We start from the raw sequence: 13,904 nt of genomic DNA on the forward strand, positions 1-13,904 counted from the left end.
ATTGCGATCGAACGATTCCGCCATTGGTGACAGTGGCAGGCACACCGGCCGGGAACCCCTTGAGCGGCAGACGCACGCGGCAGCGGGAGCGTCAGCATGAAAGCCCGTCTCCTTGTTGGCGGCCTGCTTGGCATTGTGTCCGGCGCAGTCGTTTTCGCCGCTGGCCGTCTGCTTCATCTCGACGCGATCAGCGATCCTGTCGAAATGGGGGCCGTGATTGCTCTCGTCGTCGTGACGTGCGCGTTGTGGGGCGTGTGTGCGAGCGCCGTGCTGCTAAAAACCGCGACGCTTGCCGACCGGGTCATCGCGGCCGGTCTGCTTGCACTGGTGGTTCTGATCGGTCTCGCTGCGGCCGGCCAGTACGTCGGCGCGATGCTGTTTGCGAAGCTGGAAAAGTTGCCGGACTCCGCAATCGGGCTGTGGACGCTGCACGACTACTGGCGCGCCTTTGGCGACGTGAAGGCGGTGAAACGCTCGCTGCAGATGGCGACAGCGGCATCGATCATCGTGCCGCTTGTGCCGGTAGCGGCGATCGTCGCGGCGCTGGTCATGAAGCCGAAGCGCGAACTGCATGGCGATGCCCGCTTCGCCTACAGCTACGAGGTTCGGCGGTACGGCCTGCTCGATGAGGCTAACGGGCGCGGTCGAAACAGGGGCGGCCGCAAGGGCGATCACCGCGACCCGTCGATCATCGTAGGGCGGTACAAGGGCAAGTACCTGACGTTCCGCGGAACGGAGTTCGTGATGGTTGCTGCGCGAACGCGTTCACGCAAAGGTGCAGCCATTGTGATCCCGAATCTGCTCACCTTTCCGGATTCGGTGGTCGTACTCGATGTGAAGGGAGAGAACTACGACCTGACGTCGCGGTACCGGCAGGCCTGCGGCCAGCAGGTGTTTCGCTGGGCGCCATTTGATCACACTGGCTACACGCACCGCTGGAATCCGCTTTTCAGGATTGCGAAGAGTGCATCCTTCGTGCGGGTCGGTCGCCTGCAGGCGATTGCAGCGCGCCTGTATCACACGACCGACGGTCGCAACAAGTTCTTCTATGAGCAGGCGAGTGACCTGTTCATGGGCTTCGCGCTCTACCTGATGGAGATGACGGGTGACTGTACGTTCGGACAGGTGTTGCGGCTCGCGACCACGCCCGACAAGAAAGTGCGTGAGCACCTTTCGGATCTGATGCAGCACGAGCCGCAGAAGGGGGTGCCGCTGTCGGGCGATTGCCTGGGCGCGCTCTCGCGCGTGCTGGCCTCGCCCGACGAGACGATGCTGAACATTGTTGCGACGTTTAACGCCGGTCTGCGCCTGTTCAGCAACCCGATCGTCGACCAGGCGACGAGCGCATGCGACTTCGAGCTCGACCGCGTGCGGCGCGAGCTGATGTCGATCTACGTTGTGCTGCCGGTGCGTGAGCTTGCCGTCGCGAGCCTGCTCGGCAACCTGTTCTACACGCAGTGGATCGAGGACAACCTCGACGTGCTGCCGGGCGACGATCCGGCCATCAAATATCAGTGTCTTGGCGTGGGGGACGAATTTACCGCGCTCGGTCGCATCGAGGTACTCGACAAGGGCAACGCGTTCATCGCGGGCTACTGGATTCGCCTGCTCACGATCCTGCAGTCGAAGGCGCAGCTGGAGCCGAACGATCTGTACGGGCCGGCCGGGGCGCGCACGCTGATCACCAACCACGCAGTGCTGGTGGCGTACGCGCCTGGCAACCAGCAGGATGCAAAGGAACTGTCCGAGACGCTGGGGACGTTCACCGAGAAGGCAACCTCGAAAAGCCGTAATCACGGCCGCAACACGTCGACCGGCACGAACACGTCGGATCAGGGCCGCGCGTTGATGCTCGATCAGGAACTGAAGCGCATGGAGCAGGACCAGGAAATCGTGCTTGGTTTCCAGCGTCCGATCCTGTGCGAGAAGGCGACCTATTACGAGGATGACCTGTTCATCGACCGCATGCGCTCGGTCAGTCCGATGCTCGCTGCAATCAACAAGCGCCTGCCCACCGAAGACGAAATCAAGGCGGCCTGGCGTGCCGGTGAGCTGCGAGCGAACGGCATCCCGACGCACAACCCGGAGACGTATCACGCGGCGCTGTCCGCGAGGGCCGCTGGCGAAATCCGACTTGCACGTCAGGCCGGTGCGAAGCCGCTGACCGCGGCCGAGCTTCTCGTGCTCGACCAACGCGCGCCCGGGCCACTCGCGACCGGCATGGCGCTCGCGGGCTTCGAGGCTGACCTGGCCGAGCTTGGCGTCGCGATGCGCGAGGACGTGCGCGAAATGCTCGCGGGCATCCGCATCGATTTCAACGTGGCAGGCGGGGATGACGCTGTCCAGGACCGGATTGAACCGGCGCTCGCGTCTGTCGCGCCGGCGGACAACGAGGCAAAGGAGGTATCACATGGCTGACCCGAACAGGCCGAAAGGCAAACGGACGTATCTGGACGTCCCGTTCAGGGAGAAGGACGCGGCGCACGATCTGGGCGCCAGGTTCGACCGGCGATCGAAAAAATGGTACGTGCCGCGCGGCACTAACGTGGCGCCCTTTGCGCGGTGGATGCCGACGCAAGAGCCGCAGGCAGGGCAGGCACCCGGAGCAGTGCGCGGGCAGCCGCAGACGCTGTTCGGCAGTGAAGCCGACATCGAGCGGGAAGCCGTGCGGCTGAGCGAGCTAATGGGTCAACCGCTCGATGAGTCCCGCGCCTTCGTGCGGGACTCCCTTCAGGCCGCCGCGGAAAGGGCGGGACTGGAGGCACGGGACCGGTTGCGCGCGCAGGGTGCCTCTGCGTTCGAGATGATTGACGGAGTGCGGGAAGCCGGTGTCCACGCGCGGCACCAGTATTTCGCCGACCGGCAGCATCTGTATGGACGGGGCGCGCGCGTTGGCCAGCAGGCTGCACAGCCGAAGCTCGACGACGCGGCGCTCGGCCGGCGCTTTCGCGAAATGATCCAGTCGATTACGACAGCGGTCACGCTGCGTGGCAACGAGGTCAACCATACGCTTGCACTTGAGCAGCGGCTGGAGTCGATCCATCGTGAAGCGTGGCGCAAGTCCGGCAACGCTGTTGATGGCGAGCGCGCGATTGGCGAGCAGATCCGCAACCGCACTGGTTTTGCGGCGGAGACCCTGCCGCCACGGGCAGCCAAAGCGCTGGCCAAACTTCGCGATGAAGCGGGCTTGAGTCCGATGGAAATCGACGAGCGCACGCCTGCGCGCGACGTGACGGATTCCGACCCGGTGGACGACGCGCTTCCGGTTGACGGGGCAAGCGTCGCGCCGCAAAACCGGCATCGCCATCGCGAGCCAGAGCGCAGCGACGGCATTGCCACCTTCGCGGACATCGCCGAAGCGTTCGAACCGGTGGCGACGATGCCCGCGACCGGTAGTGAGCAGGAGGACAGAACGGACTGGTCGATGGTGGCGAAAGACCTGGCCGACTTTCGGGGGATGACGGGGCGTATCAGGGAGGAGTTCGGGAAAGGCAAGGCCTCGCCTGAAGTTGCCGCCGCACTTGATCAAGAGCTTGCGTTTCTGTCGCCGGCCGCCCGCGAGCCGTTCGTGACCTACGTGCGCGAAGCACTCGACAGGCAGGTCGATGCATCACTGGCGCAATCTCCAGCCTCGCAGGCGCAGCCGGACGTCAAGACGGATGGCGATTTGGTGACCTTTGCCGACGTCGGCGATGCAGCGGCAATCAACGCGATGCGCCGCCGTGGCATCACAGGAAATGCCGTGCCCGGCAACGAGGACGTCGCTCGCCCGACTGTCGACGCGGCGGCGGCGAACGAACCCGTTGTTCAGCCCGGCCGCGCTGCGAACGATACGTCGATGGACACACCGGCGGTGTCGGGCATGATCGACACGCAGATCGGGCGCACGCAGACGCCCGCGCAGAATGAAACGGACGCAAGAAATCCGGCGAACGATCCGGAGCGCCCGGCGTTTGACTCCGTGTCGACTCAGGATCTGGAGCGCGTGCGCACGGTGCGCGAGGGCGAGCGAGTGGCCGCCGAGCGGTTGCTTCGCGAACAGGGCAAGCCGATGCCAGGGCTGCACGCGGGCGACGCCGGTGCAGCGGCAGACGCGCACGAGGCTGGCGTTGCGGGTATCGCCGACAGCAGCGACAACCAGATCGGCGTCGATCCTGCCTCACGCAAGCCGGTCGTGACGAAAGACGGCTACGACGTGCCCGCCCATATCGCGGCGCGCTACATGGTGAAGGATGGCCGGTTCTGGAAGCTCGATGGCATGGAGGCCGGGTTGGGTACGTCGGGCGCGCAGCGGGATCCGACAGCGACCACGCAGCCGCACTTCGAGGATGTCGGGGCACGCCTGTACTCCCGGCAGAACGATCGCTCAACGATTGCCGACATGATGGCAGTAGCGAAGGCCAAGAACTGGGATTCGATCGTGGTGCGCGGCAGCGAAACGTTCCGCCGCAACGCGTGGATCGAAGCGTCCCTCGCGGGTGTGGATGTAAAGGGCTTCAGGCCCGCCGAGAGCGACGAGGCATTGCTCGAGGCCGTGAAGCGTGAACGTGCGGCGCTGACGATCAAGGCCGGAACGTCGCCGACGCCGGATGTCGCGCAGAAGACGAACCCGGCGAAGGAGAATCCAGCGGCCGCGCCGTCAAACCCAAAACCGGAAGCGGCGGCCAGCGCAGCGCGTTTCTCGCCTGCTGCGGACATGGCGGCAGCGCCCACGCCTGAAGCACTCAAAACCGTCGCGCAGTTGCGCGAAGTCCTCGAAAAGTCACTTGAGCGGGCACCCGCGCGCATGCGTGCCGAGGTGATTCGCCGGTTCGATGCTCGCATGCAGGCGGGCACGGAGATCGAGGCCCGGATTGCACGCGGCGAACTGGGTCGTGACGCCGGCCCGGCCGAGATCGACAGGCGCGCGGCCGAGCTGCATGCGGCGTGGACGGCACCGAAGGCCGCGCCTGCCCAGGGCCCGTCGAACATCCCGCTGCCTGCGCAAGCGCAGACAGGCGGCATGGCACCGAAGATGATGTAAGTGGCGGCACTCCAAATATTGATAAGGATTGGAAAATGAGTATGGCTATCGTGAACTGCTCAGGCAACGTCGGCAAGACTACCGTGACCCGCGAACTGCTCGCGCCAAGGCTGCCGTCCATGTCGGTACGCCAGATTGAGTCAATCAATACGGATGACTCGGCCGGCCCGAAGGTCGAGGTGATGATTGCCGCGCGCTTTGACGAACTGCATGACGAGCTGATGCGCGGCCGTGATCTGCTGGTCGATATCGGTGCATCGAACGTCGAGGAGTATCTCAACCGCCTCAATGGTGCCAAAGGGGCACAGGAGGATTACGCGTGCTTCGTTGTGCCGGTCGAACCGGAGAGCAAGCAGATGAAGGACTCCATGAAGACGATCAACATGCTCGCGGATCTCGGCGTCGAGCCTGGGCGCATCCGTGTGCTGCTCAACAAGGTCGATCTGGTCAGGAGCGAGGACCGCGAGGTAACGCTGCGCCGGCACTTCGGGCAACTGTTCGAACTGCATGAGAGGGAGCGGACTTTCGAACTGAATCAGGATGCGCTGATCCCAAAGAACGACGTGTTTGCGCTTGCGGCGGCCGCCGGTCGTACGATCCACGATATTGCGACAGACGGGGTGGACTACAAGGCGCAACTGATCGACGCTGCGAGCGCCTCTGAGAAGGACCGTCTCGTGAGGCTGGTTGGCCTCAAGCGCAAGGCGCTGTCGATCAAGCCGTTGATGGACCAGGCGTTTACCGCACTGATGGAAGGGGTCGATGCATGAACGAGCCGACGCCGCAGCCGGATCACGCCGGGCGAGCGTCTGAGCGCCTGGGCCGGGTGATCGCCACGATGCCGGCGTCGAACGAGCTGGCCGTGCTCGCGGAGATCCTGATCGAGCAGATGAAGGTCGTGGATGCGCAACACCATGTTGTCGCGCTGATGGAGTCCACTGACCAGAAACTGACCGCGACGGTGCAGGCGCTGCGCGAGGAGAACACGCAACTGACGAAGCTGCTCACGCAATCGCGCCAGGCGTTCATCGGCGAGGTAGCCGCGAAGGCGGCTGACCAGGCGCGACGTGCGGCAACAGCGGATGTCGTGGACGAACTGGCGCGGCTGCGGGCTGCCGTTGAATCGCGTGGTCGCGTCGTGCCCACGAATCCGGCAGTTGCAGCAACCGGATCGCTCGTCGCCTTCATGGGCATTGCGTTCTGCGCGGGCGCCGCGCTCATCTGGGTCGTTGCCCGTCTGGCACACACGCTCACCTAGCCGAAAACCACCGCATCTCATGGAGGGGAACCTTAGATCATGAACGCAATGAAACGACGGTCGATTGCGGCCGCGCTGTGCAGCGCGGCACTGGTCTGTGCGCTCGCCACGCCGTCGTCGCACGCCGATGATAACCAGGATGCGTGTGGCGCGGTGCTCTGTCTTGCCGGTTTGATCATGGGTGGCAATGGCGGCAAGACATGCGCCGAATACGAGGCGGGCTACTTTTCCATCGTCCGCTTTCACCACGGTCACTTCGATGAGGGCGGCACGGCCAACGCGCGAGGCGATTTCCTGAACCAGTGCCAGTCGGCCGGGAGTGACGTGAAGGGGCCAGTCAATTCGCAATACGGGCGAACCCAGTACGGCCCCTGACTCTTGCACGCCGGTGGCGGCAGTTCGCCGCCCGATGTCTCTCTGGTAACGGAAAACATGCGATGAGCGCAGACGATCTCAATGTTGTGGCGGAAGCCAGGCGCCGTGGTCGCAAAAAAGCGCAGAAGGCCCTTGGCAGGCCTGTCAGCACGCGGCTCACCGACGACCAGTGGCAGGTCTTCAATGAAAAGGTCGCACGCTCCGGCATGAGTCCGTCTGTTTTTTTGCGCGAATGCATCCTGACGAACCGCACGCAGATCGTCGCGCGCCCACCCGCGACCATTGAGCAACAACGGATCATGTACGTGATCAACAAGACCGGCAACAACCTGAACCAGCTGGTCCACGTGGCGAATACGGCGCGCGTGGCTGGCCAGCTATCCGAATCCACGTTTGTCGCCCTGGTCGACGAGCTGGAGTTGATCACGCAACTGCTGAAGGCCCATCTCCATCGTGTTGATTAGAGTGGACGGCCGTCACGACGGCGTGAAGCAGTACCTCGAGGAAGGCCGCAAGGTTGGCCGCGACCTGGATCGCGATGACCTTGACGAACGTGTGGTGCTCGCCGGTGATCTCGACCTGACCGACGCAGTGATCCAGTCGATCAGTGCCGCACCCGGTGTCGAACGTTACCTGTCCATCACGCTCTCCTTCAAGGAGGATCACGTCACTCGGGAAACGATGTTTCAGATCGTGCGGGAGTTCGAGGCGTTCGCGCTGCACGCCTACCGCCCGGACGAATACAGCTTCTATGCCGAGGCACACCTGCCCCGGATCAAGAGCTATGTGGACCAGCGGACTGGCGAACTGGTTGAGCGCAAGCCACACATCCATATCGTCATTCCGCGCTGGAACCTGCTGGCTGAAAGGCACCTGGAACCGCTCGGCTACGTGCGCTCCAACCTGAGCTTCATCGACGCGTTCCAGGAGCATGTCAACGCGCGGTATGGCCTTGCGAGTCCGAAAGACAACCGGCGCACGCTGCTGACCGACGCATCGGAAATGATCAGCCGCTACCGTGGCGACCTGTTCCGTTCCAACAGTCGCGAGCTGAAGGAACAGATTCTCGACGCGGTGCTGGATCGCCAGATCGAGACCCATGCGGATTTCATGGCGCTGCTGCACGAGCACGGTGCCGTGCGCATGCGCAATACCGGTCTCGACAGCGCCTACCTGAATGTGAAGCCGGCTGGCGCCGACAAGGGCGTGAACCTCAAGGAATACGTATTCACGCCTGAATTCATCGCACTGCCGACCGCCGAAAAGCTGCAGGCGCTGTCGGCAGATGCGGCCGACTGTTATGAGGCTGGCGTTGCGCCCAGACGCACACCAGCGCATATAGCGACAGTGCTCGATGAGTGGTACACCACCCGCGCGCGCGAAGTGAAGTATCTCAACAGCGGTAGCCGTCAGTACCAGCGTTACCAGGAATCCTCGCCCCACGACCGCGAACTGATGCTTGCAGATCTCGAACGCGGCTTCTACGCACAACATCTGAAGGTACATCATGAACGAGCAGACGACTCCCTACCCGGCTTCGCAGGACACCTTCAACGAAGCGGACGCGCATTTGAATTCGGCGCCCAGCCGCCCGACGTCGTCGACGGGCCAGGCGCGCGCGAATCAGAACACGACACGTCCGAACCCTTCGACGATGGATACGGCGGGCTCGATGCCGAGTTTGACCTTATCCCAGGTGGGGCGTACCCGGCGCCCGAACCCTTCAACTCTGTGCGAAACGTGCCCGGCCGCCCTGTGGACGGCATCAGACATCGATCTGCAGTGCTATTGCCGCATCATGCGTTTCACCAGCTGGAGCCAGACGGCGCCGTATCCGCGCACGGCCTGCGACGGGCTGCAGATCGCGATGGAGAGCCTGCAGCGCAACGAGTAGGGCACGCAGCCCCCCCAGTCGACGGGCTGGACGCGTACCACCGTGCGCTTGAGAGGCACTATGCGTTCGGCGATCCGTTCGACAGCCTGCCAATGATGCGGTCGCATCCGGCATGGACACCATCCGGCACGTCGCCGCCAGGCTGGTTTTCCGGCAACCGGCGAGACGCGTTTCCAGACCGGTTCGACTCGATCGACGCGTCATTCGAGTTCGAGGCAAGCCGGCGAATCCTGCGGACGCCGGACGCATTCGCGGTTGATGCTCCAGCGTACCGGTCGCGCCGCTCTCGCGCCGACGACGCCACGTATGCCACACCGCGACACACGGGCCGCGTCTCGGACAACGTGGTCTCGCAACTCGCGCGCGAGCTTCGGCAGCGCGATGAATCAGGTAGTCAGCACACTGAGTTTCGTGAGATTCGCCAGGGTCTCGATGCCAGTCGCCTGCTTGCCGAACTGTCGCACACCCATGGCGTGCGGCCCGCGAAATATGCGGTCACGACGGGCCGCGACGGCGCCGATCGTATCCGCGCGGGCTCGCGCAACCTCAACGTGTCGGACTTCCTGACTAAAGAACTGAATCTGTCGTGGCGTGAAGCCGCACCATTGCTACGCGCAGTGTATGAGCGACAGCAGGCCGGTGAGCCGGTTCCGGCTCCGCGCGAGCTGCCACGCGCGGCACTTTGGCGCGAATACTCGGTCGCGCGCGAAGCGCATGTCGTGGCCCGTAGCGACGCGTGGCTCACACAGCGCGCAAATGAACAGTGGCGCCGCGCTGAGATCCGCGCAGCGTTCGACACCAGGCGCGCGGAAATCCGGCAGGATGTGCGGCTCACACCGGCTGGTCGACGAGCGGCGACGTCACTCGCACGCGCCGGGCAGCTGGGCCGCGACGACGCGCTGCGGGAGTCGATCTCACGCGAGCGGGCGGCACTCAAGGAAAAATTCGGAGCCGCAGGCGGCCCGAGCTTTTCCGGCTGGCTGCGCACGCGGGCGGAAGAGGGCGATGAGCGCGCGCTCGAGGAGTTGCGACGCACTGCGGGCCCGGAGCGTGTATCGGGCGCGGTCAAGGTCGATGCCGAGATCGGCGGCGAGGCGTTCAACGTGATCCGGCCGAACACGCCACGGCAGCACGCGCAGGACGAATACAATGCGATCATTTTCCGCTCGCCGGGCCTATCCTGGTCGGTCAACGAACGTGGCGACGTTACCTACCGGCATGACGGCCGCGACATTGTTCGTGATCGTGGCACAAGCGTTCAGGTGCTGCAGGCGGAGCGGTCCGCCATCGAAGCCGGGCTGCGGCTCGCGCAGGGCAAGTTCGGCCGCACGCTCGAACTGACTGGCGACGACGCGCACCAGATGGCGGCCGCGAGGGTGGCCGTGGACGCAGGGCTGCGCGTGCAGTTCAGCGACGAGCAACTGAACCGGGCGATGGATCAGTATCGCCACGCTCGCGTCGACCAGCAGGTGCAGGACACGCTCGGCACGTCTGGCGCCTGTCCGCCCGCCGATCCACTGCCACAGGCGCAATCCGATCGACCGGCACAGGATTGGCCGAAGCCCTCCGAGGACGGTAAGCCAACCCTCTGATGCTCGATCGGACCGGCAACTCCGCGTCGAGCGCCTCGTGTCCGCTCGTCGCCGTGCGGCCGTGCGCCGAAGCCAGTTGCGAGGCTCGCCACACAGATCCGGGTGTATCGTCTCGACGTTCAGTAGCGGCAGCGCCATGGTGCCCCCAAAGAATGCCTGTATATATATACAGTAATCGTGTCGGGTCTGCTCGCAAAAGTCACGCGGTCAGTCGGTGCGTGACTGCTTTGTATTCAAATCATGCTGAACTGCGATCTTGCGCCAGGACGCACTTTCTGTAACTCCAGAAAGTCCTTGCATGCTCCTATTTTTCGACACTACAATAAGTTGCATGCGAATCACATTTGACCTTGCGAAGGACGCGTCGAACCAGGAAAAGCACGGCGTATCACTCGCCGAGGCTGCGCGGCTCGACTGGGATGGGATGCTGGTGGTCCAGGACATTCGGCACGAGTACGGAGAGGATCGGTACAGGGGCATCGCCCTGTTAGGGGGCAGGCTGTATAGCGTGGTTTTCACGCCCCGCGACGAAACCATGCGCATCATCAGCCTGCGCAAGGCGAGTAACACGGAGATTGACGCTTATGAGCAAAGCTAAGCTGACACGCAACACCGCCGCAGAGGAAGCGGCAATCCAGCGCGGAATCGAGTCCGATCCGGACAACCCGGAATGGACGGCTGCGGATTTCGCCAGCGCGCGTCCATTCGCTGAAGTCATGCAAAAGCGCATGGGCCGCCCGCCGAAGGAGAATCCGAAAGAGCAGGTCACGATGCGCTATGACGCAGAGGTTCTGGAGGCGTTTCGTGCGACCGGCGCAGGCTGGCAGACGCGCATGAATGACGCGCTAAAAACCTACCTGAAAGAGCACCCGCTCAAGGCAGCATAAGAAAGCTGTGGAGTGGCTTGTGGTTGAAACGGAGTTCGTCGCGCTCCCTCATATCCATCGTCCAGGTCGGCGTGCTGTTCGTCCCATTTCATGGTGGGAAGATTGTCGTACAACGCATCCATGTGCGCTACGCCTCATATCGAAAGGTATCCTGAATATCTCGCGAGCGGCGTCCTGGCAATGGGGTCGTGGCCAGGCAGTAGACGGCACGCTTGAATGCCGATCAGGCAGGCGGGGCGCTCGACCGGAACAGATCGGGATGGATTGGCCTCGACGTCCAGTAGTGACAGCGCCATGGTGCCTCCATAAAATACTGTATAAATATACAGCTCTCGTAGCTGCTCTATCCTGGAAAGTCACGTCGGAGGCGCCGGTCGGCTGTGCCGGGCTGCGGAGAGCGGATTTGCCGTAAGTCAGCGGTCGCCCGCGATCGGTGCCGCGCAGACTGCACAACAGGCAAGCTCAATCTGTGGCAAAATGCCCGTATTGATTGGGCATTTTGCTTGGAGGGTCCATGGCTACCGTTGAATATCGTCCCACTGGACGGGGCAACCCGCGACATACCGAGTTTTCGCTGCTGGGAAACCTGCTCCAGGCGCACATCCGGTCCGGGAATGACCTTGCTGCGCTCGCGACCGAGCGCGTCGGCGTAGAGGTGCTCGACCGCCTGGGCGAGCACGGCCTCAAGGCTGAAGAGCTGCTCTTCATCATTCCGCGTCGAACGCTCTCACATCGTCGCCAGAATGGTGAGCGGCTCTCGAGTGACGAGTCGGACAAGGCCATCCGCCTTGCAAGGATCGTTGCACAGGCGGAGACGGTCTTTGGAAATCCGGAAAAAGCCATGAACTGGCTTCGCGGCAGCAAAGATCGATTCGCCGGGAAAACGCCGCTTGAGATGGCCGCAACTGAACACGGTGCACGGCTTGTCGAGGATGCACTGGTTCAGATCGACGAGGGATACTTCGCCTGATGGAATTCTGGAGGATCAGTAATTACGCGGACCTTCGCGGCATAGGCGGGTTGAGGGCGTCTGGCCGGTGGCATTACCAGGGGCAACCCGTCGTCTATCTGGCGGAAAATCCCGCGCTTGCGCTGCTTGAGACCATGGTGCACCACGAATTCGGGTCTCCGCAGGCGTTGCCTGATAACTATCAACTGCTTCGCGTGGAAATTGCGGAGGGCGCCGCGATCGCGGAACTCACGGCAAACGGTATCCCGGATGACTGGCGTGAGAACGCGGACTGGACGCAGGCCGCCGGTAGCGAATGGCTGGCAGCCGGGCAGGAACTGCTCCTTAAGATGCCAAGCGCCATCCTCCCTCATTCGTACAACTATCTGTTTAATCCCGCCCAGCCCGGAGCAGGCTCGGCGATTGTCGCGGAAGTGCTGAAAGTGCCATACGATCAGAGAATTCGGGCTATCCTGGGTGATACGTAAGCGTGGCCGACTTACTGGAGCCCATTCGCGTAGCGGGCAAGATGATGTTCATCACCGGGGCAGGCGGTTGGATCACCCGATTTTCACTGCAGACTCATCTCCTTTGGCCTCGTCTCCAGAATTCGACGTTGCACGCAGCTTGTCCAGCACTTCCCGATAGCTGTCATGCAGTTCTGGCCAGTCTACGCCAGGCTCCAGTGCCGCTGAATCAAGTCGACCAGAGACCACTGCCAGGCGCACTGCGGGATGGTGGTGTCCGACTTTCGCCAACCATCCCGCGCACGCGAATTCCTCTCCTTCCCTGGATTGATGGCACGCAAACATGCTGGCTCCAAAATCGGGCCCCATGCCGCGGTCATCAGGGCACGTATCGGCCAGCTTCTCTGCCAGAGCGAGATCGAAGTTTGGAATATCTCCTGCACCCGCAGCGCGACGCCAGGGACATGATGCGCAAGGCTTTCCTGATGTTTTCATGATTCAATCGTTGCCCTTAACTTGGTCGGACTCCGGAATTCCAACTTCTTGCGTCCAGAAATGGGGCGCAGCCTTTCACCCTGTAACAGTATTTGCGCCCCTCATCTGCCAGGAATGAAATCGCGTAAACGTCCGAACCGATGGGGCAACGAGGGTGATTCCTGACGCTGGATTCTAGCTGGTTCCGGTCCAGCTCTCAGGCGCCAACGCCCTCTGTTTTGATTTTCGCCAGTCTGGTGCCGGCAAACGGGTCGTTGCGCCAGTCGGCACCGGCGCGTTTGCCAGGTTCCTGGGTCGATGCCGAATCAATTGCAAAATGCTCAAGAGACTGTCCGGCGCTGGTCGCCTGGACCACCCATTGTGGCGGAGCGCCTTTGCCGTCCCATGAATTGCCAGAGGCGTCGCGGAAACGCACTGCCCGCAACCGCTCCTGATCTGCCGCAATTGACGTGGCGATGTCTTCCGGTTTGATTCCAAATTCAGCCATCCGCCGCCGTAGATAGGCAACGATGCTTTCGCGCTTTCTTTCATCCATTCGGTGTACTCTCCGCGCAACAATCTGTTGTTGAGCAGGTAATTGCAAATCGCGTGCCGCCAGGATACCACGCGACCCAACGCTGCCCATGCTGCAGGCGCGAAGAGGGTGGAGCACTTTTAATCGTTTTGCTGGGAACGGCACACGGCAGGTGTCGCGACTGGCGACAGGTGTGAACCCAGTATAAATCAATCCGCAAGCGACGCCAGGTTTGCTTGCGCACCTTACGTCATCTTTTGTAGCGTGAACGATTCATCCTGTGGAAAGAAGAGGAGCTTCGCTCACAGGATCGATGATTCGTGAGAGGTGGCCGCGCAAAATCAGACAGCGGGATAAGTGGAACGGCCGGGGCCTGAGCCAGCGATAATGCAGGCAAAGGAACCGAGGAAATGACGAAACGAACCCGACGCACGCACTCAGCGGCGTTCA

13 protein-coding genes are annotated in these 13,904 nt (G+C 62.7%); 11 read left to right on the forward strand and 2 right to left on the reverse strand.

All coding sequences use genetic code 11. From position 1 onward, the window contains the following. The first annotated feature begins 96 nt into the window (after positions 1-96). The 11 genes from AB4Y43_RS14740 (at position 97) to AB4Y43_RS14790 (ending at position 12,466) form a co-directional block, all read left to right on the forward strand. Positions 97-2,418 (forward strand): type IV secretory system conjugative DNA transfer family protein, encoded by a 2,322-nt coding sequence (locus AB4Y43_RS14740; RefSeq protein ID WP_368685519.1) that lies wholly within the window; start codon positions 97-99, stop codon positions 2,416-2,418. Then, positions 2,411-5,023 (forward strand): DUF5710 domain-containing protein, encoded by a 2,613-nt coding sequence (locus AB4Y43_RS14745; protein ID WP_368728082.1) that lies wholly within the window; start codon positions 2,411-2,413, stop codon positions 5,021-5,023. Before AB4Y43_RS14740 ends, AB4Y43_RS14745 begins: the two co-directional genes overlap by 8 nt. A 41-nt stretch (positions 5,024-5,064) precedes the next feature. Then, positions 5,065-5,793, forward strand: a complete 729-nt coding sequence (gene stbB, locus AB4Y43_RS14750; protein WP_368619001.1) for a StbB family protein — start codon at positions 5,065-5,067, stop codon at positions 5,791-5,793. Then, positions 5,790-6,281 carry a hypothetical protein gene (locus tag AB4Y43_RS14755; protein WP_069268367.1) on the forward strand — a complete coding sequence of 164 codons (492 nt, stop codon included), beginning with the start codon at positions 5,790-5,792 and terminating at the stop codon, positions 6,279-6,281. The genes stbB and AB4Y43_RS14755 overlap by 4 nt, the downstream gene beginning before the upstream one ends. A 39-nt stretch (positions 6,282-6,320) precedes the next feature. Continuing rightward, positions 6,321-6,656 carry a killer protein gene (locus AB4Y43_RS14760; protein ID WP_256095006.1) on the forward strand — a complete coding sequence of 112 codons (336 nt, stop codon included), beginning with the start codon at positions 6,321-6,323 and terminating at the stop codon, positions 6,654-6,656. A gap of 62 nt (positions 6,657-6,718) precedes the next feature. Continuing rightward, on the forward strand, positions 6,719-7,120 hold the full coding sequence (gene mobC / locus AB4Y43_RS14765; RefSeq protein WP_368728083.1) for a plasmid mobilization relaxosome protein MobC: 402 nt from the start codon (positions 6,719-6,721) through the stop codon (positions 7,118-7,120). Next, entirely contained in the window at positions 7,110-10,142 is a 3,033-nt protein-coding gene (locus AB4Y43_RS14770) for an LPD7 domain-containing protein (RefSeq protein ID WP_368619002.1), read from the forward strand. The genes mobC and AB4Y43_RS14770 overlap by 11 nt, the downstream gene beginning before the upstream one ends. Positions 10,143-10,473: 331 nt before the next feature. Further along, positions 10,474-10,740, forward strand: a complete 267-nt coding sequence (locus AB4Y43_RS14775; protein WP_069268364.1) for a BrnT family toxin — start codon at positions 10,474-10,476, stop codon at positions 10,738-10,740. Further along, positions 10,727-11,029 (forward strand): BrnA antitoxin family protein, encoded by a 303-nt coding sequence (locus AB4Y43_RS14780; protein ID WP_069268363.1) that lies wholly within the window; start codon positions 10,727-10,729, stop codon positions 11,027-11,029. Before AB4Y43_RS14775 ends, AB4Y43_RS14780 begins: the two co-directional genes overlap by 14 nt. A gap of 514 nt (positions 11,030-11,543) precedes the next feature. Continuing rightward, positions 11,544-11,999 carry an antitoxin Xre/MbcA/ParS toxin-binding domain-containing protein gene (locus tag AB4Y43_RS14785; RefSeq protein ID WP_368701274.1) on the forward strand — a complete coding sequence of 152 codons (456 nt, stop codon included), beginning with the start codon at positions 11,544-11,546 and terminating at the stop codon, positions 11,997-11,999. Then, the gene (locus AB4Y43_RS14790) at positions 11,996-12,466 is read left to right on the forward strand and encodes an RES family NAD+ phosphorylase (protein ID WP_368685523.1); all 471 of its coding nucleotides are present in this window, start codon (positions 11,996-11,998) and stop codon (positions 12,464-12,466) included. The genes AB4Y43_RS14785 and AB4Y43_RS14790 overlap by 4 nt, the downstream gene beginning before the upstream one ends. A 72-nt stretch (positions 12,467-12,538) precedes the next feature. On the opposite strand, the gene AB4Y43_RS14795 is transcribed toward AB4Y43_RS14790, so the two are convergent. Beyond that, positions 12,539-12,940, reverse strand: coding sequence for a DUF6283 family protein (locus AB4Y43_RS14795; RefSeq protein WP_141710876.1), 402 nt, complete (start codon positions 12,938-12,940; stop codon positions 12,539-12,541). Positions 12,941-13,136: 196 nt separating this feature from the next. Beyond that, positions 13,137-13,565: an H-NS family nucleoid-associated regulatory protein gene (locus AB4Y43_RS14800; RefSeq protein ID WP_083245601.1), complete on the reverse strand. Its 429-nt coding sequence runs from the start codon at positions 13,563-13,565 to the stop codon at positions 13,137-13,139. Positions 13,566-13,904 lie beyond the last annotated feature (339 nt).

This window comes from Paraburkholderia sp. BR10872, assembly GCF_040965835.1.
Classification (GTDB): Bacteria; Pseudomonadota; Gammaproteobacteria; order Burkholderiales; family Burkholderiaceae; genus Paraburkholderia; species Paraburkholderia nodosa_A.